Genomic DNA, 23,351 nt, shown 5'->3' with positions numbered 1-23,351 from the left:
AGAAAAAACCCGGTCGCTCCATAAGGAGTACCGGGTTTCCAATAAATTGATTTGCGTATTAATCGTTGTTATTATTGCGTGAACGATTGCGTAAAAATGTCGGAATGTCCAGCTGATCATTGCTCGGCTGATTTCCGAAAGGACGCAGGTTCGGCGAACGCGTATCCGTCGTCTCCGCTGTTGCTGGAGCTGGCTTACGTCCTGGTGGTGGTGGAGCAGGTTTATCTTCAAAACCGGTTGCAATAACCGTAACCTTAATCTCCTCTTTCAGGTCTTCGTCAATGATGGCACCAAAGATCATATTCACTTCCGGGTCGGAAGCAGAAGTTACGATCTCTGCCGCTTCGTTCACTTCATACAGGGACAGATTAACGCCACCCGTAATATTCATGATTACGCCGCGAGCACCTTCAATAGAAGTTTCCAGCAAAGGACTCATAATGGCTTTCCGTGCTGCTTCTGCGGCACGATTCTCACCAGTTGATTCACCAATTCCCATAAGAGCTGAACCACGTTCGTGCATAATCGTTTTGACGTCAGCAAAGTCAAGGTTGATCAGACCCGGTACAGCGATCAAATCAGAGATACCTTGTACCGCTTGACGAAGTACGTTATCCGCTTGACGGAATGCTTCAAGCATAGGAGTCTTTTTGTCTACGATTTCGAGCAAACGATCATTAGGAATCACGATCAGTGTGTCGACTTTTTCCTTGAGAGCTTCAATACCTTGCTCTGCATGGCTGGAACGCTTGCGTCCTTCAAATGTAAATGGACGAGTTACAACACCAACGGTAAGTGCACCACACTCTTTAGCGATTTCGGCAATAACCGGAGCCGCACCTGTACCTGTACCACCGCCCATACCGGCTGTAACAAATACCATGTCTGCACCTTTCAACGTGTTCATGATCAGATCGCGGGACTCTTCCGCTGCTTTTTTACCTACATCCGGGTTGGCGCCAGCACCAAGACCACGAGTCAATTTATCACCGATTTGCAATTTATGCTCGGATTTCGCCAGGTGTAACGCCTGAGCATCCGTATTCACCGTAATAAATTCAACACCTTGTACACCATTTTCAATCATACGGTTGACTGCATTGCTTCCGCCGCCGCCTACACCGATGACTTTAATTTGAGCCAAGCTCTCCATCTCGAAATCAAATTCCAACATATTATTCCATCTCCCCCTCAATGTGCATGGATGGCCCGTCCAATTTTTGATTTGAACCGAATCAATTTCATATATCGACGAACGAAAGCGTTTATTTTAGTACCGGCGCATTCAGACGGCTTCAAGAATGTATGAAATGGATCCAACCTGTTATATAAATTCGCTGAACATATTCTTCAGCCGCTCGAACAGACCGGGTTTTTGCTCCGATTCCTGTGCCGTATTTGGCTTCGGACGGTTGGTCGGTTTCTTGTTGTTATTATTGTTGTTGTTATTTCCACCGCCGTTATTGATCGAGGGACGAATGCGCAAACTGCGAATTACACTGTGCAATATGCCGACTCCGCTTGTAAACCCGGGGTCACGCACACCAATATAATCCGGAACTGCAACTCGTACCGAAGCAGCAAGCTCATGCTGAGCGACCTGCAGAACCCCCGGCATAGAGACCGTACCTCCCGTTAGTATATAACCTCCAGGAAGCTCGTTGTAACCAAGACGCTTCACTTCTTGGGATATCATCTGGAATATTTCTTGAACCCTAGGTTCAATAATTGCTGCCAGATCCTCCTGTGAAAACTCCTTGTCTACATTACTGCCAATTCGGGTGACTTTGAACATCACATCCGCAGCAGCATCATCCAACCAGGCACAGCCATATTTCAGTTTCACCTTCTCCGCCTGATCCGTTAACGTGCGTAAGCCATAGGCGATATCATTTGTTACGAATTCCCCACCTATAGGCAACGTTGATGTTGCAACAAGACTGTCTTCTTCAAAAATGGCGATGGTTGTTGCACCTGCTCCAATATCAACAAGCACTGAACCCATCGTTTTTTCATCTTTGGACAAAGCCAGTTGACCCGCTCCAAGCGACATGAGAACCAGATCGCTTACTTTCAGACCCGCTTTTTCCACGCAGCGCAAAAGATTATGTATCGCGGTTTTTGCACCCGTTATGATCGTTGCTTCAACTTCCAGACGAACACCAATCATACCACGGGGGTCCTGTATGCCCTCCAAGCCATCCACAACATATTGCTTGGCGACAACATCAATAATTTCCCGTTCCGGTGGAACTGCAATGACTTCGGCTGCTTTCAACACCCGTTCCATGTCTTCTTCTCCGATTTCACGATCCTCGTTAGACACAGCCACGACGCCGTGACTGCTCATCAGTCCGATATGATTTCCCGAGATTCCAACATACACTTCGGATATTTGAATACCTACCATACGTTCTGCATGATCCACTGCGTTGCGAATCGACTGCACCGTCTGATCGATATCTACGATTACACCTTTGCGAATTCCCTCCGAGTCGGCAGATCCAACTCCTATAATATTAAAGGTTCCATTATTCATTTCCCCAATAATAGCGCGAATTTTGGATGTACCGATGTCCAAACTAACAATGATGTCATTGTTGCTCAAGTCTGTGGCACCTCCTGACTCCAATAGTAAATTACGTTCGAATTTAAACACTCTTAAAACATATTCAACACACTTCAGGCTTTCCCTCTTTTTTCTACAATGTTTTTGGGTGTCAAAATCTGGTTGCCAGACATAAAACATTGAAGAAAAAAGAAGGAGGCAACTCATGTGCCATAAGTTCAAGTGTATCATTTTTTCTTCATCTCAGAAAGAACAAGTTTCATTGCTCTGACGGGGTCAAACCCCGACCTGCCTAGGCTTTCATATTCAGTCCAGCCTCATCATGGCAAAGATCAGGGGCTTGCTCCTGGTTCAGCATCATCTTCCGGGTCATCCGGGATGAAAGGGACATAGGTATCTGCCTCAAGCATGGTGATTTTCCCAGGCCGTTCGGTCTCAATCACCTGATTCAGATACTCCACTTTATCCGATAAAAGAGAGACGGTTGTAATCACTTCAAACTGCGATTTGGTATACATCCGAATCTGATCCGGAAATGAAGGCGTTGGATTCGGAATAATTTCCGAAATATCCGTCGTCAATTCATTCGGAATTTTAGCCAGTGTCTGGCTCAGTTTGGCTTTGAGTGGATCATCAGCCTTCCATTGGGTCAATATAGGCTTCTCCACAGCAACACCAATTGTTGCCGGAACCGTCAAGCTTGTCCCACTGGCTAATATCGCTTTTAGCGTACCATCAGAACCAAGCTCATAAGCAACCGTGGCATATTCCTGAACCTTGATATGGATAATCCCCGGAAACTTTTTGTCCACGGTAACGGTGGAAATCGCCTTGATTGTCTTGAGACGCTCAATAACCTCGGCAGTACTTGTCCCAAAAAATTGTTCGCCTTCTTTCAGTCCGCTTTTCTCCAGCAGTTCTGAAGTTGCTGTATATACATTACCCGTAATTTCAATTGCCGAAATCCGACTCATGGAAGAACGAAAGAATAATACAGCCAGCAATACAATAAATAATAATAAGAGAATAATTACAATTTTGCGGCTTGTGTTTCCTTTTGGCCGATTCTTCTTCAGAACCGGAATTTGACTTTTAGGCATAAGTAGCGCTCCACAAAGCCTCAGGTCCCCTCCCTTCAAGAAGGGGACGCCAAGGACGTTAATTGGCAAAATCCAACTGTTTCGAAACGGGCGACTGTCGCTCAACCGATGCTCCAAGACTTTGGAATAACTTCTCGATCTGATCGTAGCCCCGGTCAATATGATGCACTTGCTCCACAACCGTTTTGCCTTGAGCAGCCAGACCAGCAATGACCAGGGCTGCACCTGCACGAAGATCGGTTGCTTCTACTGTAGCCCCGTACAGACGGGGAACACCACGGATAAATGCTGCGTTCAGATCGACTGAAATATCAGCCCCCATCACATTCAGTTCATCCACATGTTTGAACCGGCCCTCGAATACCGTTTCCTTCATCACACTGAATCCGTCTGCCAAACTGAGCAGCACCATGATTTGCGATTGCAAATCTGTCGGAAACGAAGGATACGGAGAAGTCACAATACGGTCTACTGATTTGGGACGGCTCATACAGCTCACCGTCATTATATCATTGCAGACTGTGATTTGAACACCAGTGCGCTTCAATACATGTATAAGTGAAGTAAGATGAGCAGGATTGCAGTGTGTAAGCGTAACATTGCCTCGTGTTGCTGCTGCTGCAATCATCACGGTTCCGGCAACGATTCGATCCGGTATAATCTCATAGGAACAAGGTTTCAGTTTCTCAACACCATTGATCGTGATTGTATCCGTTCCTGCACCAATAATGCTTGCACCCATAGCATTCAAAAAGTGTTGCAGGTCCTGGATTTCAGGTTCTCTTGCGGCGTTGCAGATGGTTGTCGTCCCTTTAGCCATAACGGCTGCCATCATGATATTCTCCGTCGCTCCCACACTCGGGAAATCCAAATGAATATCTGTACCCACCAGATTGTGCCCATGACAGATAATCTGTTGGTCCTGCTCTTCAATCAAAGCTCCGAGCGCTTCCAGGCCCCGGAGGTGAAGATCAATTTTGCGTTCTCCAATGGCACAGCCGCCTGGCTGATACACTGACACTTGCCCAAACTTAGCCAGCAATGGTCCCATCAAAAAAATGGAAGAACGCATCTGCTTCATTAGATCTTCTGGCACATCATATGACCGGATAGACGAGGTATTAATCGTCACTGTTCCCTGTTCATGCCGACACGTGCATCCAAGCCGTTCCAGGATATACAGCATCACTTCAATGTCCAGCAAGTGTGGAACGTTATGCAGTGTAACTTCTCCATCTGCCAACAAACTTGCGGCCATAATCGGTAAAGCGGCATTTTTTGCTCCATGGATGCGTATGGATCCTGAGAGGGGTTTCCCGCCTTCAATCACCAATTTGTCCAATGTATCACCTCCGGGGTTTACCGCTCACCCACTACGAAGACTTCCGGTACCAGGTTAATACCGTTTTGAGATGATATAGTGCTCTGTATCTGCTGCATTAGGGTGATAACGTCCTCTGCTGTTGCTTGGCCTGTATTAACAATGAAATTGGCATGCATGGTGGATACCTGTGCGCCTCCCTGGGTCATTCCTTTCAGCCCTGCTGCTTCAATCAGGCGGGCTGCATGATCACCCGGTGGATTTCGGAATACACTACCTGCACATGCCATCTGCAGTGGCTGTGTGCGGCGTCGGCGATCTTTGTAAGCCGCCATCGTTTCCGAAATGACGTTGCGCTCTCCATGCTGGAGTTCAAACGTAGCTTCCAGCACGATGCCTCTCCGGTCATGCAGAACAGAGTGGCGGTAGGCAAAATCCATGTCCTCCTTGCTGTAACGTACCAATTCCCCTGTTTCCAGTACAATCTCAGCGAATTTGAATATCCGTGACACATCCGATCCATGCGCGCCTGCATTCATGTACACAGCTCCACCGACAGTGCCGGGGATACCGCTGCCAAATTCCAGACCGGCCCATTCCTTTTTGGCAGCAACCACGCTGAGTTTAACAAAAGAATGCGCCGCTCCGGCGGTTACACCGCCTTCGTGAAATTCGGCATAATCAAAGCCCTCGCCTGGTTTCACCACAACACCACGTATTCCTTTGTCTGACACCAGCATGTTTGAGCCCCGTCCAAGTTGCATCCACGGAATCTGATACATGTGAAGCAATTGAACGAGATTCATCATCTGCTCTTTATTCTCGGGAATGACCAGTGCATCCGCAGGACCGCCGATCTTCCATGTGGTGTATTTGGCTAGCGATTCGTTTTCAAGAACTCTGCCAACATTATTCTGGGATAGTAACGATATCCACTGATGCATGTTTGCTTCCTCCTTTGCTTCAAAACCGATGAGCACGGTATGTTCTGTTGTTACAGACCGTGTTCTGGCGCCATGGAACGATGGTCACGATTTATACGGTATCTTATGTCAGCCCCGTCTTGTGTGTGACAATCGCCCACAATCACACTTTATCGGCGTGCAGCAAGACGCTGAATTTCATGAACAAGCACTTCAGCTGCATCGGGTTTCCCCAGTTTCCTAGAGGCTTCAGCCATTCGTTTGCGTCCCGATTCATCATTCATAATCTTGGCGATGGCTTCATACAGGACTTTGCCTGTAAGATCCTTCTCCAGCATCGTGAGTGATGCGCCTCCACCTTCAAGCGTGCGTGCATTGGCTTCCTGATGATTATTAGTCACGTTAGGTGATGGAATCAGAATCGAAGGAATACCCAGTGATGTAATCTCCGCAAGGAATGATGCACCGGCGCGGTTTACAATCAAGGATGTGCAGGCAAGCACCTCAGGCATATTATGCACGTAAGGCAGGACATGCAGGTGGTTTGGCATCGTACCCAATGAGCTGCGAATGGCTTCACGCGTTTCATCAAAATAGGTATCGCCTGTCACGTAAACGACATGTACATCGTCCAGTTGTTCCAGCATTGGAGCCATGTCCACCATGGCCTGATTGATTGCTTTTGCCCCGCGACTGCCACCAACCACAAGAACAACACGGCTGTTCATCGGTACACCTAACGTGGCAAAACCACGATCACGGCTAGCCTGGGCTACCGTAGTCGCTCGCGGATTACCGGTGTAAATCACTTTTTTCGCGCCGGAAAACGATTTTTCAGAACCTTCAAAGCTAACGGCAACCGTGTCCACATAACGCATCAAAAATTTGTTCGTCAGGCCAGGGATGGCGTTCTGTTCATGAATTATACTCGGAATCCCCAGTTTTGTTGCTGCATATACCACAGGTCCACATACATATCCACCTGTACCAATCACAACATCCGGTTTGAATTCCTTCAGCATTTTTTTGGACTTGCGTACTCCTTGAATGAAACGCATGACCGTCTTCAGGTTTTCGATGGACAATTTCCGCCGAAAGCCCGTAATATCAATGGATTTAAAAGGAATATTTTCTTGGGGAACCAGTTTACTTTCCAGACCTCTGGTTCCTCCGATGTATAGAAATGTCGAGTCCGGATTCTCCGCCTCGCATTGTCTTGCTATGGCAACGGCCGGATAGATATGTCCACCCGTACCGCCACCGCTTAGAACGACTCGCATCGCATAGTCACCTCGCATAACGGGATAAATTCACTAAAATGCCCAGTGCTGTGAGCATGAGGGTCAGTGATGATCCGCCGTAACTGATCAGAGGCAATGTAATGCCCGTAACAGGCATCATGCCAATGACAACACCAATGTTAATAATGACCTGTACGGCGACCATACCTACGATACCAACACCAAGCAGACTGCCGAAGGCATCCGGAATGGTCATGGCTACACGCATCCCTCTCCACACCAGCACCAGAAACAACAATAATACAATCATTCCACCTATAAAGCCGAGTTCTTCGGCCAAAATACTAAAAATAAAGTCCGTTTGCGGTTCAGGTACATAACTGTACTTCTGCCGGCTCATACCCAGTCCCAATCCCGCCAGTCCACCAGGACCAATTGCGTATAAGGATTGAATGATCTGATATCCGGCACCCAGCGGATCGGACCACGGGTCCAAAAACGCTGTGATACGCTGCAACCGATAGGGTGCTGCTGCAATCAAAGCTGCAAACCCCGCTACGCCGCCAAGAGCAAGCAAGCTCAGATGTTTCATTCGCGCTCCGGCTGTGAAAATAATAAGCATCGATGCGCCCATCATCACAGTGCCAGTCCCCAAATCAGGTTGCAGCATAATAATCCCAAAAGCCAAACCAATCAATCCCAGCGGTGGCAGAAGCCCCGTTGTGAAGGTTTTGATTTTACCCGGTTCCTTGCTCAGCCAGTGAGCGAGAAACAGAATCATGCCCAGCTTCATGAATTCTGAGGGCTGAATACCGAACGAACCAATGCCCAGCCAACTTCGTGCACCACCGCGAACCACACCGATTCCAGGAATGAGCACCGCAATGAGCATAATAAAACAGGCAATCAATATAGGCTTGGCATATTTCCTCCACACCCGGTAGTCTACATTAGCAGTTACGAACATGGCCACAAGCCCAAGCACCGCAAACAGAGCCTGTCTTTTTACAAAATAAAATGAATCGCCATAGTCATGAAAGGCAAGCACCGAGCCCGCACTATATACCATAATAATGCCGATGGCAAGCAATGCCAAAATACAAATCAGCAACCAAATATCTGGTGCTGGTCGCGTCTGTTTCATCAGGAGGCCACCCCTTGCATGGAAGTAGGGGCTTTTCCACCCCCCTACTTACAAGTTATGCGCCGCCTCTTTAAAAATGCGTCCCCGCTCTTCATAGGAAGCAAACATGTCCCAACTTGCACATGCCGGGGATAACAAAACGACATCTCCAACAGTGGCAAGCTTCGATGCTTCCTGCACAGCAACGGTTAACGTCCGGGCAGCGTCCTCCTCATTATCGACGACCTTAATTTGCTTTAATCCGGCAAGTTCCGCGACCTTGGCAATTTTTGTCCGTGTCTCTCCAATTGCAACGACAGCTTTTACCCGTTCCTGGAACAAGGGTAACAACTCCATCATGTCTGACCCTCGATCCAACCCTCCAGCAATTAATACGACCGGTTCCTTGAACGAATTCAGGGCCATAACCGTAGCTTTCGAATTGGTCGCTTTGGAGTTGTTGTAGTATGCAGAGCCGTTATGCTCCAGGACATATTCAAGTCGGTGTTCAACCGCCTTGAAATCTGCAAGCGGAGCAGCCAGCACTGCTGGATCAGCTCCTGCCGCTACGGCAATGGCCACAGCGGCCATTGCATTTTCCACATTGAATCGTCCAGCGATGCCAATGTTCTCGATGTCAATAATGGTGTGGTGATTTCCGTTTTCATCCGCGTAGATAATCTGACGCTTCACATCATCCTCTTCTCCATCCACATAAGGAGGATCTGCATACACACCTACATCCAACTTCTCAATCATTGAGAAGGGAAGCAATCTGCCTTTGATGTAAGGAACCAGACCACGACATACCGCATCATCCCAATTCAGAATGGCCACGTCGTCAGGCTGCTGATTCGCGAACAGTTTCGCTTTGGAAGCCACATAATCATCCAGATCCCCATGATAGTCCAGATGCGTCTCTGCAACGTTAAGCAAGCTGGCAATCCGGGGACGGAAATCAACCGTTCCTTTGAGCTGGAAACTGCTAAGTTCAACAACCATCCAATTATCTGGAGAAGCTTGCTCTGCCGCTTCACAGAGAGGTGTTCCGATATTACCGGCAACGATCGGCTTGAGGCCGGCATGCACCAACATTTTACCCACCCAAGTGGTCGTTGTTGTTTTACCGTTGGAGCCCGTAATCCCGATCATGGGTGCAGCACATAGATGATAAGCAACCTCTACTTCGGTCACCACTTCAATGCCCAATGCCAAAGCTTGCTGCACAGGAGCTGCATGGTAGGGGATACCCGGGTTTTTGACAACCAGCTTCACACCACTGTGAATCAGATCATCCGGATGCCCTCCGCATACAACAGAAATTCCCAAAGCCTCCAATTCGGAAGCTTCGGGACATTGATCTCTCTCTTTTTTATCATTTACTGTAACCTTCGCTCCGGCGCGATCCAGCACTTTGGCGACCTGTACGCCGCTTTTGGCCAATCCGAGCACAACGACTTGTTGTCCGCGATATGATTCAGGATGGTTCATGATCTACAACCCCTTGTTGAGATAAAGTCCAAGAGCGGCCAAAATTGCGCCTACCGCCCAAAAGGTAATAACAACCCGCCATTCTGACCAACCGCTTAATTCAAAGTGATGGTGAATGGGGCTCATTTTGAATACACGCTTGCCACGAGTCTTGAATGATACCACTTGAATGATGACAGACAGGATCTCGATAACAAAAATACCGCCAATGATGACAAATAGAAGCTCTGTCTTGGTTACAATGGCTACCGCACCAATCGCACCGCCAATGCCCAGAGAACCGGTGTCTCCCATAAATACTTTGGCCGGATGTGCGTTATATACCAGAAAACCGAGTACGGCCCCGATCATCGCTGCTGCACACACTGCTGCCGGCATAGACGTGGCTTGCATCGCCACAATGGCAAACGCGCCAAAGGCAATCGCACTTACCCCTGATAGCAAACCATCCAAACCGTCGGTAAAGTTAACCGCATTGGTAATGGCAAGCATCATGAATACAACAAACGGATAATAGAACCATCCGGTCCAGTCAAACGAGAATGACGTACCCGGAATAGAGATGGCTGTGCTGTGTCCATTCTGGATCAGCAAGACACACATCACTGCACTGAAGAACAATTGGCCCAGCATTTTTTGTCTGGCCGTCAGTCCCAGCGAACGTTTGAACACAATTTTGATGTAATCATCCAGGAAGCCAATCAGCCCGAATCCCAGGGTAGCCACGAGCAAGACATAAAAGTCTGTATTCTTGACTGCCGAAAATTTCAAAAAGGCCAATGTGAACGCAACTAAAATGACGACTCCACCCATTGTAGGTGTTCCGCTTTTTTTCAAATGGCTCTGAGGCCCATCTTCCCTAACTTGCTGTCCGAATTTCATTCGACGTAACAGCGGAATCAGGAGCGGTGCGGCAATCACCGCCAGAATAAATGAAACGCCGATTGTTAACAGTAATACCTGAAAATCCATGGGTTCACCCCTCTAGTCTACTCGATTCTGTAATGGTGCTATTTGTAGTGCTTCGACCACGTCCTCCAGCTTCATGCCTCTTGAAGCTTTGAACAAAACAACGTCTCTGGGATGTAGTTTATCCAGTAGATAACGGGTCATTTCTTCTTTATCTATAAAAGCATGCACAGCCTCTGTAGGCATATGCTTGCTTGCTCCTTCAGCAATCTTGGCTGATAGCGGACCATATACCAGCACCATGTCCATTTTGGCCGATGTGATATACTCTCCGATTCCGTAATGCAGATCCTGCTCTTGGGGACCGAGTTCAAGCATATCACCAAGCACAGCCACTTTCATGCGGTATCCTTTCAGACCTTCTAGTACATCGATTGCGGCCTTCATGGAGGTTGGACTTGCATTGTATGCATCATTCAGCAGGGTTAGACCACTAACGCCTTGCGTAACCTCAATACGCATGCCTGTCAGTTTCAAGCGAGACAATCCCGCGGCAATCTGCTCCGTCGTCACTTTGAAATGACGGGCTACTGCCAAAGCAGCCAGACAGTTAACAACATTATGCGTTCCTAGCAGAGGTAGCGTAAATGCATGTTCTCCAGACTGTTTGGTGGTGAAAACTACCCCGTTCTGCGCATTCATAAGTCCGGTAGGATAGTCATCATTATCGGTTTGCAGACCAAATGTAAACCGCTGCAATCCATCGGGTTGTTTCGTTGCGGGTTCTTCAAGGACTTGTGCAATTAAAGGCTCGTCTCCGTTGTAGATCAGTAACCCGCCAGGCTTCAATCCCGCGGCAATCTCGGCTTTGGCTCTGGCAATCTCCAGTCTGGACCCCAGCTGAAGCAGATGTGATTCACCAATATTGGTAATGACCGCTACATCAGGCTGCGCAATAACCGACAGATCGTTAATTTCCCCGCGACCACTCATACCCATCTCCAAAATGATAATCTCGGTATCCGGGTCCATGCTTAGTACAGTCAGTGGTAAACCAATGTGATTATTGAAGTTGCCTTGCGTCTTATGCACTTTGAACGTCGTCGAGAGAATGGTATCTACGATGTCCTTTGTTGTTGTCTTGCCGTTGCTGCCTGTAATGCCGACTACAGCCGCTTTATTCTCCGTTAGATAAGCAGATGCGAGTGCTTGCAGCGCGACAAGTGTGTCGTCAACAACAATGACAGCTCCTTGTGGCGGAATACCATGATCCTTTTGCCAGATCGCGCCTGCAGCCCCCTTCTCTAGACAGGCTTGCACAAATTCGTGTCCGTCAAACCTTTCACCCACTAGCGGGATAAATAAACTGCCTTCCAGAGGTTTACGCGAATCGGTAAACACCCCTTCGACCATTACATTGCCATGAGCAGCAACGTCACTTAATGTTCCTCCACACATCTCGGCCAATTGTGCCAATGTTCTTTTTATCAATTGGATTTGCCCCTTATCGCTTCTTTAGCTATGATTCGGTCATCAAAATCGGTTTTGGTTGTGCCGATAATCTGATAGGTCTCGTGACCCTTGCCCGCAATCAATACTACATCGGCTGGGCTTGCCATTTCAATAGCTTCATGAATCGCCTGGCGTCGATCCACAATCATCGTATAACGTTCAGCAGGAACGGATTCTTCAATCAGGCCCTGTTCAATGTCTTTAAGAATCAGATCCGGATCTTCTGTCCGTGGATTATCGGAAGTAACCAGTACAAAATCACTATAATTCGCAGCAATTTTCCCCATGAGAGGGCGTTTGGTACGGTCCCTGTCACCACCACAGCCAAACACGCAGATCACACGTCCTTCGGCAAATTCCTTCACCGTACGCAACACATTCTCAAGTCCATCCGGTGTATGGGCATAATCGACAATAACAGCAAATGGCTGTCCTTCGTCCACTCCTTCAACACGTCCATCCACGCCCGGAACCGTCTCCAGACTGCGCTTGATCTCTTCCAGCGGAATTCCTTCAACCAGCGCTGCAGAGATTGCTGCCATTGCATTGTATACATTGAATTTGCCTACCATGCGCAAGCGAATATCTGTGCTGCCTGCAAATGTATCCACGTGGAAAGAAGTTCCCTGAGACGTGATTGAGATTTGGGATGCGCGTACATCCGCCTTTTCACCCATGCCATATGTAATCACTTCAGCCGCAGTCACAGAGATGAAATAATCCGCTGCCGGGTCATCTGCATTGATGACAGCATATTTACGCTGTGTAACATCTTCCGTATAACCGTTACCCAGACGTGCAAAGAACAATCCTTTGGCCCCGCGATATTCCTCCATGGAATGGTGGTAGTCCAGATGATCTTGCGTCAGGTTAGTAAATACCGCAGTACGGAAATTCGTTCCCTTTACTCGCCCTTGTTCCAATGCGTGAGAAGAAACTTCCATAACACAGCAGTCCGTACCCTTCTGAACCATATCATGCAGACTACGCTGCAGATCAAGCGCCTCTGGTGTTGTTCCTGACATCGGGTAGGTGCGACCGTCATACCGCATTTGAATAGTACCGATCAATCCCGTCTTGCGTCCGTAATCACTCATGATTTTTTCAATCAAATAGGTGGTCGTTGTTTTTCCGTTCGTTCCCGTTACACCAATCATATTCATCTTCTGGCTTGGCGAGTCAAAAAAGAAATCTGCCAGAACAGCCATCGCAAATCGGCTGTCCTTCACCAGCAATTGTGGTACAGGCAGATCCAGCTGCCGTTCAACCACCAATGCAACTGCACCGGCATTTACAGCTTTTTCTGCATAATCATGACCATCTACCGTATGTCCCGGAAGACAGATAAACAGATCACCCGGTTTTACCTGCCGGGAATCTGTCTGAAGGTTTTGGCATTCTGTATTTGATTCGCCCACGAGGCGGGCGGTGGTCAGCATCGATGCAAATTGTTTTAAAAGCACATGAATAACCTCACTTTTCCAATTATACTTCTGTTTTAACATATGTCTGTATTTATTAATATCGTCAATACAACCCAATAATGAAACGCACTTGGATGAATTTTGTTGCGCTAGAAGCCTCAAACTACCCCTAAGCCCCGTTATTCATCCTTTGTGTGATCATGTGCATCGTTCAGTACATTCCCCATATAAATGCGGATAGTTGATCCCTGATCTACCCTCGCCCCAGGTTTGGGTGCCTGATTAATCACGTATTTACCACTGCCAGACTTCGCCAGCATAAAATTCATGTTCAGGTCTTCGTACAGATCTTCAACAGTAGCTCCTGTCAGGTCTGGGACTGTCACGATTTTGGTTTCACCATACTTGTATTCTTTGGCGACCTGATCCTTCCGAACAGGTACATTCATATAGTGCAAAGCATCTTCAAGGATGTTCTGTACAATCGGGGCGGCAACCACACCTCCGAACTGAATTCCTTTGGGATTATCAACTGCGGTATAGACCACAATCTGTGGATCATCTGCTGGTGCAAATCCGATAAAGGATACGATATGCTCGGTCGAGGAATAACGTCCGTTGATAACCTTCTGGGCTGTACCTGTTTTGCCACCGACCCGGTATCCATCAATGAATGCCGGACGCCCGGTACCTTTTGCGACAACACTCTCGAGTGCTTCACGTACTTGTTTGGATGTATTCTCCGAGATCACCTGACGAACCAGTTCCGGCTTGGCTTCTTCCATGACTTCTCCTGTGACCGGATGGACCCACGCTTTCGTAACATAAGGCTTGTAAAGTTTCCCCCCATTGATGGCCGCTGACACAGCTGCTACTTGCTGAATGGGCGTTACGGATACACCTTGACCAAAAGCCGTCGTTGCAAGCTCGACAGGTCCCACTCTGGACAGTTTGAACAGAATTCCACTGGCTTCTCCGCTAAGGTCGATCCCTGTCTTGGTACCGAAACCAAAGTCTTTAATATAGGAGAAGAGCGATTCTTTGCCCAGCCTCTGCCCCAAAGCCACAAAGCCCGGGTTACATGAGTTCTCCACAACTTGTAAGAAGGTCTGACTTCCGTGGCCGCCCTTTTTCCAGCAACGCAGACGGGCCCCACCCACCTCAACATATCCGGGATCAAAAAATTGATCCTGTTGCAGATTGACCTTTTTCTCTTCAAGCGCTGCTGCCAAAGTAATGATCTTAAATGTGGAGCCCGGCTCGTAGGTCATCCAGATCGGTAAATTTCGATTGTATATCTCCGCGGGATATTGCTGATAATCGGCAGGTTCGTATCCCGGCCTGCTGGACATCCCCAAAATTTCACCCGTTTTGGGATTCATCGCTATGGCCAATGCTGAGTTCGCCTGGAACTTCACCATGGCCTGATCCAGTTCTCTCTCCATGATGGACTGAATGGATTTATCAATGGTCAGCTTGAGGTTAAGGCCGTCCTTCGGTTCCACATACTTCTCGGATGAGCCCGGCATTAGCCTTCCGGCCGCATCGGACAAGTAGGACACACTGCCATTCAAACCATTCAGCTTATCATCATATTTCTTCTCGACACCCGTTAAGCCCTGATTATCAATGCCCGTAAAACCAAGAATATGGGCAGCCAAATCATCATAAGGATAAAAACGTTTATTGTCTTCAGCAACAACGATACCCGGAAGCTTCAAATCACGGATGCGCTGAGCTTTCTCCATCGTAATTTTGCGGCCGCCGGGTTGTAGTCGTACAATGAGTTCTCGTTTCTTGATGGTTGCGAGCACTTTTTCTTCCGTCATCCCAAGCAATGGGGCCAGCGCTTTAGCCGTCGTTTCAGCTTCTTTCACCTGAGCCGGAATGGCCATAATGGTTGGTGTTGTCACATTATAGGCCAGAGAGGTTCCATTTCGATCCAGGATCTCCCCTCGCTTGGCTGAGTAAGGAATATTACGCCGCCAGGATTCTTCTGCTTTTGCTGACAATTCAGGGCCTTCCCCGAGCTGTACATAAGCAAGCCTGATCATCAGAGCCGAAAATAACAAAACTAAAATCATTAAACTCCATAGCAACCTGCGCCGCAGATTTACGCTTGATCCCTTCACGAAAAGATCCCCCCACTCGTCCCAAAATCATGACATTCGTTCCATTCATGAATATTCAGGACAACCGGGGGTTAGAACAAGCTGTCAGAGCTCCCTAAGGAAGCGTAGCTCCGTTTGTTGCTGGATCGTCAGAGGATTCGGATTCATTGGCAGGAGCCTTGCTGTTATCTGTTTCGTCTGTTTCGTCGGTTTTAGCTTCTCCGGCCGAAGCCTCTTGTTCCTTCACTTCAGCTTCTGATGACGGATCAGAAGAGATTGGAGCCTCATCGGCTATACCTGTCACTGCAGCTTTAGCAGTTTGCAAGTTCAACTGCACAGTTCTCTGCTCACCTGCGACCTGCTCGGTTTGCTTCACGACATAACCCTCGCCCTTGACCGTAACCCCCACTTTCATGAGAGAAAGTACTTCTAGGGCATCCCGGAGAGATTCACCTGTTAGATCGGGAATCTTCATCTTGCTGCTTTCTTCCGTTAGCAGATAGATTCGTTGGCCTGGATTCATAGAAGCGCCAGCAACCGGATACTGCCGAATTACATTATCACCTTGACCAAGAGTCACATAAGCAATACCTGCGCTTAGAAGCTGGCTTCTGGCTTGTTTGGCTGTCTTGCCACTTAAGTCAGGCGCCTTGGCTTGCACGACAGAGACTTCTTTTGACTTTTTGTCAGGAGTTTTGGCTGTATCTTTGGGTATTCCCATGTATTGAAGAGTCTGGCTGACAATCTTTTTGAACACCGGCGCAGCTGCGGTTCCTCCCCCAATGTTGGTTCCATCCGGTTGGTCAATGACAACAAGTATAGCAATCTTCGGATTATTCACGGGCGCGAATCCAATAAACGATACAACGTCTTTTGACTTGCTGTATGCTCCGTTAACAACCTTTCTTGCTGTACCTGTCTTACCAGCTACACGGTAACCTTCAATATAGGCGTTACGACCGGTACCAATCGTTTGGTCTGCAACCACTTGTTCCAGATAACCGCTCACCAGTTTGGAAGATTCCTTGGAAATCACCTGACGAACAACTTTGGGTTTGATGACTTCCGTTGTTCCATCATTCGGGTTCTTGATCTCCTTCACCAGATGTGGCTCCAGCAATTTGCCGCCGTTGGCAATCGCAGAGATGGCTGCGACCTGTTGAATTGGTGTTACCTGTACAAGACCGTGACCGTAAGCAGCAGTAGCAATCTCGGATTTGTAAACCAGTGGCTTGATCGGGGACGCTGCCTCATTTGGCAGATCAATACCCGTCTTTTTGCCGAAGCCGAATTCGTCTATGTAATGACGCAGACGTTCACCGCCAAGCATGTTGTAACCCAAGTTAACAAAAGCAATGTTACTTGACCGTTTGACACCTTCGAGATACGAGATCCAACCATAGGAATGACCATTATCACTAATCGGGAAACCACCGATATACATACGTTTGGATTCAAAACTTGCATTGGGATCAAAGAGTTTTTCTTCAACAGCCCCTGCTAGCGTAACTATTTTGAATGTACTCCCTGGCTCATAGATTGATTGAGTAGCATGGTTGATAAAATTCTTTTGATCAGGTGTACTCCCATACGTATTCGGGTTAAAGGTTGGCCAGTTCGCCATCCCTAGAATCTCCATCGTGTTTGGGTCCGCGGCAATGACCGTCATGCTCAGTGGATTATACTTGGCAACGGCTTCTTTCATTGCATCCTCAATGTAGAACTGGATCGTATCATCGATGGTCAGCGTAAGGTTATTACCGTTCTGAGGTGGCAGATAGTTATCCTGTGAATCCGGAAGTTTAATGCCTTTGGCATCCTTCTGATAATTCAAATATCCATCTGTACCTGTCAGTGCTTCATCATATGAGACTTCAAGTCCATTGACAGCTTTCCCATCACGGCTCATATATCCCAAGAGGTGAGAAGCAAGTGTTTCTTCAGGGTAAAAACGCTTCGACTCCTGAGCCATCACAATTGCATTACGAGCCTTGTACTCTTCTTGTAATTCCTCACGCAGTTCGTTGACTTTTTCCGCAAGCTCTGGACTTATCTTATATCCTTCACTCCGTACTTCACGTTGCTGAAAAAACTCACCATCTTTTTTCTTCGCTGTGACCAAAGCACGCATCTCACTCTCATTTTTCCCAAGAAGGGTAGAGAGTTTCTCCGTAACAACATCCTGAATTCCGAGTTCATTAATTAATAACGGATTAACAGAAACCGTATACGCAGGGGCATCGGTAGCCAAAATATTACCATTTCGATCCGTAATCGTTCCACGTGCAGCCTTAATCGTCTGTTCCCGCTCTACCAAACCGGCTGCCCGTTTCTGCCATTCACCGCCATTCACAACCTGAATGAAAAAGATTCGGGTTACGAGTACAAGAAAAAAGAGGGTAATACATCCCCCTATAAGCAACGTGCGCATCTTTATTCTTTTTATCATCGGAACACCTCTTTACTTACTGCTTGCTGTATTCGAGGACGACTCAGTGCCAGTTGATTTCGTACTTGTTGAGCGAGGTACATAAATGACATCCTTACCGGAAGCTTCAACGTAACCAAGTTGTTTTGCATTTTCGATGACCTGGTTGTTCAATGTTTCTTTTTCCACTTGCAGGTCTGCAATCGTCTTCTCATACCCCTTGATATCCGAAATAGTGGACTGCGCCTGCTTGTTCAGATCATAGATATGAGCATAACGAGACATCAAGGCTCCTCCAACAAGGATAACTGCAACCAGGGTAATCAGATACAAAATCTTCTCGCGTGCCGGAAGACCCGTACGACGGGTCACCACTTTGGTGGTTTCTTTGTATCGTTGCTGGGTCACACGTTCCTGGGACGCTTTTTCTTTTACAGCGAGATTACCACGTGTATATGCCATACTCCGATTCTCTCCTCCACTCTTGATCTACAATTTCTCGGCTACGCGCAGCTTGGCTGAACGAGCACGTGAATTTTCGGTCAATTCCGTTTCCGTTGGAATCAACGGTTTTCTGTTAACTAAACGCAGGGTCCCCTTGCCGCCGCATACACACAACGGAAAATCGGGTGGACATGTACATTTTTCCAGATAACTGCTGAAAATCTGTTTACATATCCGATCCTCAAGGGAGTGGAAGGTAATAACAGATACACGTCCTCCTGGTGCCAGACAACGAACAGCCTGATGTAAGCCTTCTTCAAACGCACCCAACTCATCGTTGACGGCAATGCGTAATGCCTGGAAGCTGCGTTTGGCAGGATGTCCACCTGTACGGCGAGCTGCCGCCGGGATGCCTTCCTTGATCAGTTCCACGAGTTCACCTGTCGTCTCAATGGTAGATTGCGCTCGTTTTCCCACGATAACACGGGCAATTCTTCTCGAAAACTTCTCTTCACCATAGCGATACAAAATTCGAGCAATCTCTTCTTCTGGCCACTCATTCACAATCTCTTTGGCCGTCAGCATTGCATCCTGGTCCATTCGCATATCGAGCGGAGCATCGTGATTGTAGCTGAATCCACGTTCTCCTTCATCAAATTGCGGGGATGACACACCCAAGTCGTACAAAATACCGTCGACCTGTGGTACACCATCCTTCATTGGTACATCCAGATCCTTGAGTACCTGTTCCAGATCCCGAAAATTGGTTTTCACCAATGTTACACGTTCTCCATAAGCTGCGAGCTTCTCGCGAGCATTATCCAAAGCCCAATCATCCTGATCAAGTGCGATCAGACGTCCCCCTGGACCGAGCTTGGAAGCAATCACGGAGCTATGTCCGCCACCGCCTAAAGTGCAGTCCACGTATATACCGTCCTGCTTGATGTTTAATCCCTCTGTTGCCTCTTCTTTGAGTACGGTTATGTGGTGAAACAACCTGCACCCCTCCTGACTTTATAAATCAAAATTAAAATCGACCAGCTTTTCGGCAATGTCGTTGAATGCTTCTTCGGATTGATTGAAATAACTCTCCCATATGCCTTTGCTCCAAATCTCCACCCGGTTCGACACGCCAAGAACAACACAATCCTTGTCCAGCTTGGCATACTCTCTTAAATTGCCCGGCAGATTTACCCTGCCCTGTTTGTCCAGTTCACATTCGGTTGCACCCGAGAAAAAAAACCGGGTAAACGCACGTGCATCAGATTTCATCAATGGCAGTGCTTTGAGCTTCTGTTCCATGACCCCCCACTCCTCCATGGGGTACACGAAAAGACACTGGTCCAAACCCCGTGTGACAACGAAAGACGGTCCCAGAGATTCGCGGAATTTAGCCGGAATGATAACCCGACCCTTATCATCAATGCTATGTTGGAACTCCCCCATAAACATTGGCCCACTCACTCCTCACCCGTTTCTCCCACTTTGCCCCACTTTCCACCACCTAAGCATAATAGATTCGCACAAAAAAATCAAAACCCTTCTTGCATGACTTGATTTTTTAATTTTTCAGCATAAAAAAACGTCCTTGATCCTGTAACTCAGGATCAAAGACGCTTCCCTTAAACGGGCAATCGTATGTCTACCCGCACATGAGCCATATCATCAATAAACCATTCTATACCTATTGAATCATTTCATCAGCTTGTAATTATTGGATAGTGCTTAAAATTTCCAGCTATCCAGATATTTCTCTTGCTCAGCTGACAAGGAGTCGATGCCAATATTCAGGCTTTCAAGTTTATAGCTGGCAACCTGCTGGTCAATATCATAAGGTACATTAACAACGTTTTTACCCAAGTTTTCATAATTCTCACTTACATAACGCAGACCAAGCGCCTGCAGAGCAAACGTTGTATCCATGATTTCGGCAGGGTGACCATCTGCTGCACCCAGGTTCACAAGACGACCTTCAGCAAGAAGGTACATTTTACGACCATCTTTGAAACGATATTCCTCAATGTTGCGACGAACTGTGCGAATCGATTCGGAACGTTTAGCCAGTTCAGGTTTATTCACTTCAACATCAAAGTGACCCGCATTACTCAGGATCGCTCCATCCTTCATCACATCGTAATGCTCCCCTGTGATAACATCCTTATTGCCTGTAACTGCAATAAAGAAATCGCCCAATTTGGCGGCTTCCACCATCGTCATGACCCGGAACCCGTCCATGTGTGCTTCTACCGCTTTGATTGGATCGATCTCGGTTACGATCACATTTGCACCAAGACCTTTGGCGCGCATCGCTACACCTTTACCACACCAGCCATAACCTGCTACCACTACGTTTTTACCAGCGATAACCAAGTTAGTTGTACGAATAATCCCGTCGAATGCAGATTGTCCAGTACCGTAGCGATTGTCAAACAGATACTTGCAGTATGCGTCATTAACCGCAACCATCGGAAACTTCAATTGGCCTTCTTTCGCCAATGCTTTCAAACGGATAATACCCGTTGTCGTTTCTTCTGCTCCTCCGCGAATGGTTGTTGCGAGGTCAGGGCGCTCGGATGCAATAATGGTTGCAAAGTCTCCACCATCATCAATAATGAGATCAGGCTTCACCTCAAGCGCACGCAGTTGCAGTGATTTGAATTCCGCAGGCTCCGGATTGTACTTCGCATACACCGTAACGCCGTCTTCCACCAATGCTGCGCAAACATCATCTTGTGTAGACAATGGATTGCTATGCGTAATCGTCACTTCTGCTCCACCGGCTTGGATCACTTTTGCCAAGTAAGCTGTTTTCGCTTCCAGATGAAGACAAATAGCAACCTTCAAACCTTTGAAGGGCAGATCCTGTTCGAACTGGCGACGAATGCGGTTCAGTACCGGCATATGCGCTTCTACCCAATCAATTTTCAGGTGACCCTCTGAAGCGAGTCCCATATCTTTAACAATACTGTTTTGCAATGCAGGTGTAGTCATTTCACGTCCTCCTCGTTTATGTGTTTCTTCTATTATAAAGGGCTCTACAGTGCAATAACCTTATGCTCTCCAAGGAATTCACTTGAGGCCTTAATCAGTTCATCGATCCACTCGGTGCCATAACGATTCAGGTAAAAGAGTGCATTATGTACTCGTTCCTGTGGTTTGCCCGTTGGGAATAAGGAGTTCTGAATGCCGTTCCAGTGCCTTAGACTCACATTGTGTTTATCTTCGATAGCTTTGTGAGTCTGTTGTTTCAGATACTGCATTTGCTCGTTGATTTTACTCAAATTGGTGTCGCCAATTCGTTCCAGCCCCGGATGAATCTCCGCGATCTCATCTAGCAACGGTCCATACAGATCAAGAAACGCTTCCTGAACCTTGTCAAACTGTTCATCTACCTGGAACGTCTCCTGCTGTGCGAGCCATTGCTCCTTCTTTTCTTCCATATGATATTGAACATCCTGAAAAGAAAGTCCATATTGTTTCATATGTTTGTGATGAATATCTTCCATAATGGTGAAAGACAACCGCGGCAACAAAATGGGCATTTGCAGGCCGAACTGACGGAATGCTTCCCGAGTCAAACCCCAATATGCAATTTCACCTTGCCCCAAAATAACAGCGGCTACAGGCAACACGGAATCTTGCATTAATGGTCGTGTCAATACGTTGTTACTGAAGCGCTCCGGATGTTCTCCCAGTTCCTGAAGCAAACGTTCCTCTGAGAAAGAAACCAAACCTTTGCGATCACTATATAAACCGTCCTTCAACAACAAGAGCAGACGCGTACCTTCATGAATGTAGAACAGATTAGCTCCATCCTCCGCCACTTCGGCAGGCATAGCATAACCAGCTTGTTGTACCAGCGAAGCACCTTGAGTGTATGCGCTGCGCAGCACTTCATTTTTTCGTATCAACCGCTCAAACACGGGCTGTTCCAACCTGCGTAAATCTGGATCCGATGCATCCATTAGAACAAGTCCACTGCTGGCAAACAAAGCAGATATCATGCGGGCAAATGCATCACTCAGATTTGAACTGGATTGATGGATCTCTGTGATGCATTTCATCAGTCCTGGTTTATGTATCGTATCAGGTAAAAGATGTTCCACCTGTTCGAGTACATTCATCCACTGCTGCGTATCCACATGAACATTACTCACAGAATCCCTTCCTGCGAATCGTCCTTGTAACTTAACCTTGTTCATGTCTCCCTGACGATCAGGTAGATATGTGTGGTTAACCTCATCCCAGTCATGGTCTTCACCGGCAATCCAAAATACTGGGACTACCGGGCGTTGAAGTCTTTCTTCCGCTTCACGCGCAGCTGCCACTACGCTGGCGGCTTTGTATATGACGAACAGTGGTCCGGTGAGCAGACCGCTCTGCTGTCCTCCTGTAACCACTAATGCATCTTGTTCTGCAAGACGTGTGATGGACGCATGAACCTCTCCATGGTCGTTCACCCGCTTATTATATATACGTAAATACTCTGCCAGATCACGACGATCAATACGTGTGTTTTCCGATTGGTCCAGCCACTCGGCACGCGCCTGAAGTCCTGATTCCCAGCGAATGTCATACTCGTAAAGGCCACGCGCAGCATCTCTTGAACAGATATAATCTTCTGCAAGTCTTGATCCGCTGCGGAGTGCCTCGGTAATACCGTTCATGAGGTCTGCCTCCTATTCTGCTTCAAAGAGCCTTTCTTGATTGTACCGAATTCAGGGCCGCTTCGTCAAAAGAAAGTAATTAAAATAC

Annotated in this window: 18 protein-coding genes; all 18 read right to left on the bottom strand. The window is 47.5% G+C overall.

Annotation, left to right across the window (positions count from 1 at the left end):
- Positions 1-58: 58 nt before the first annotated feature.
- The 18 genes from ftsZ to bshC all read right to left on the bottom strand — a co-directional run bounded on the left by ftsZ (position 59) and on the right by bshC (position 23,263).
- Positions 59-1,174 carry a cell division protein FtsZ gene (ftsZ, locus tag C161_RS29920; RefSeq protein WP_017687306.1) on the bottom strand — a complete coding sequence of 372 codons (1,116 nt, stop codon included), beginning with the start codon at positions 1,172-1,174 and terminating at the stop codon, positions 59-61.
- 150 nt (positions 1,175-1,324) lie between these two features.
- Positions 1,325-2,608 (bottom strand): cell division protein FtsA, encoded by a 1,284-nt coding sequence (gene ftsA / locus C161_RS29915; RefSeq protein WP_036614863.1) that lies wholly within the window; start codon positions 2,606-2,608, stop codon positions 1,325-1,327.
- Positions 2,609-2,901: 293 nt separating this feature from the next.
- Complete coding sequence (locus C161_RS29910; protein WP_036614865.1) at positions 2,902-3,669, bottom strand: cell division protein FtsQ/DivIB; 768 nt, start codon at positions 3,667-3,669, stop codon at positions 2,902-2,904.
- A gap of 58 nt (positions 3,670-3,727) precedes the next feature.
- Positions 3,728-5,011 (bottom strand): UDP-N-acetylglucosamine 1-carboxyvinyltransferase, encoded by a 1,284-nt coding sequence (gene murA / locus C161_RS29905; RefSeq protein ID WP_036614867.1) that lies wholly within the window; start codon positions 5,009-5,011, stop codon positions 3,728-3,730.
- Between the two features lie 17 nt (positions 5,012-5,028).
- Positions 5,029-5,934: a UDP-N-acetylmuramate dehydrogenase gene (gene murB / locus C161_RS29900; RefSeq protein WP_036674836.1), complete on the bottom strand. Its 906-nt coding sequence runs from the start codon at positions 5,932-5,934 to the stop codon at positions 5,029-5,031.
- A 149-nt stretch (positions 5,935-6,083) separates the two neighbouring features.
- The gene (murG, locus tag C161_RS29895; RefSeq protein WP_036674835.1) at positions 6,084-7,193 is read right to left on the bottom strand and encodes an undecaprenyldiphospho-muramoylpentapeptide beta-N-acetylglucosaminyltransferase; all 1,110 of its coding nucleotides are present in this window, start codon (positions 7,191-7,193) and stop codon (positions 6,084-6,086) included.
- Positions 7,194-7,200: 7 nt separating this feature from the next.
- Positions 7,201-8,298, bottom strand: coding sequence for a stage V sporulation protein E (gene spoVE, locus C161_RS29890; protein WP_036614875.1), 1,098 nt, complete (start codon positions 8,296-8,298; stop codon positions 7,201-7,203).
- A gap of 48 nt (positions 8,299-8,346) precedes the next feature.
- Positions 8,347-9,768, bottom strand: a complete 1,422-nt coding sequence (gene murD / locus C161_RS29885; RefSeq protein WP_036674834.1) for a UDP-N-acetylmuramoyl-L-alanine--D-glutamate ligase — start codon at positions 9,766-9,768, stop codon at positions 8,347-8,349.
- 3 nt (positions 9,769-9,771) lie between these two features.
- Positions 9,772-10,740, bottom strand: coding sequence for a phospho-N-acetylmuramoyl-pentapeptide-transferase (gene mraY / locus C161_RS29880; protein WP_017687298.1), 969 nt, complete (start codon positions 10,738-10,740; stop codon positions 9,772-9,774).
- A 12-nt stretch (positions 10,741-10,752) separates the two neighbouring features.
- A complete protein-coding gene (locus C161_RS29875) occupies positions 10,753-12,165 on the bottom strand; it encodes a UDP-N-acetylmuramoyl-tripeptide--D-alanyl-D-alanine ligase (protein ID WP_036675025.1) in 1,413 nt (470 codons plus the stop codon).
- Positions 12,165-13,652, bottom strand: coding sequence for a UDP-N-acetylmuramoyl-L-alanyl-D-glutamate--2,6-diaminopimelate ligase (locus tag C161_RS29870; protein ID WP_036674833.1), 1,488 nt, complete (start codon positions 13,650-13,652; stop codon positions 12,165-12,167). The genes C161_RS29875 and C161_RS29870 overlap by 1 nt, the downstream gene beginning before the upstream one ends.
- Before the next feature lie 140 nt (positions 13,653-13,792).
- Positions 13,793-15,745, bottom strand: coding sequence for a stage V sporulation protein D (locus tag C161_RS29865; RefSeq protein WP_036614879.1), 1,953 nt, complete (start codon positions 15,743-15,745; stop codon positions 13,793-13,795).
- 94 nt (positions 15,746-15,839) lie between these two features.
- Positions 15,840-18,173: a penicillin-binding transpeptidase domain-containing protein gene (locus C161_RS29860; protein ID WP_036674832.1), complete on the bottom strand. Its 2,334-nt coding sequence runs from the start codon at positions 18,171-18,173 to the stop codon at positions 15,840-15,842.
- 12 nt (positions 18,174-18,185) lie between these two features.
- Positions 18,186-18,614 (bottom strand): hypothetical protein, encoded by a 429-nt coding sequence (locus tag C161_RS29855; protein WP_036674831.1) that lies wholly within the window; start codon positions 18,612-18,614, stop codon positions 18,186-18,188.
- A gap of 27 nt (positions 18,615-18,641) precedes the next feature.
- Positions 18,642-19,592: a 16S rRNA (cytosine(1402)-N(4))-methyltransferase RsmH gene (rsmH, locus tag C161_RS29850; RefSeq protein ID WP_036674830.1), complete on the bottom strand. Its 951-nt coding sequence runs from the start codon at positions 19,590-19,592 to the stop codon at positions 18,642-18,644.
- An 18-nt stretch (positions 19,593-19,610) separates the two neighbouring features.
- Positions 19,611-20,048, bottom strand: coding sequence for a division/cell wall cluster transcriptional repressor MraZ (gene mraZ, locus C161_RS29845; RefSeq protein ID WP_017687291.1), 438 nt, complete (start codon positions 20,046-20,048; stop codon positions 19,611-19,613).
- A gap of 273 nt (positions 20,049-20,321) precedes the next feature.
- Positions 20,322-21,587 carry an adenosylhomocysteinase gene (locus tag C161_RS29840; protein ID WP_036674829.1) on the bottom strand — a complete coding sequence of 422 codons (1,266 nt, stop codon included), beginning with the start codon at positions 21,585-21,587 and terminating at the stop codon, positions 20,322-20,324.
- A 44-nt stretch (positions 21,588-21,631) separates the two neighbouring features.
- Entirely contained in the window at positions 21,632-23,263 is a 1,632-nt protein-coding gene (bshC, locus tag C161_RS29835; RefSeq protein WP_036674828.1) for a bacillithiol biosynthesis cysteine-adding enzyme BshC, read from the bottom strand.
- Between the last annotated feature and the right edge of the window lie 88 nt (positions 23,264-23,351).

The sequence above is a fragment of the Paenibacillus sp. FSL R5-192 genome (assembly GCF_000517845.1).
Lineage (GTDB): Bacteria > Bacillota > Bacilli > Paenibacillales > Paenibacillaceae > Paenibacillus > Paenibacillus amylolyticus.
This window is presented reverse-complemented; position numbering and strand designations above follow the sequence as displayed.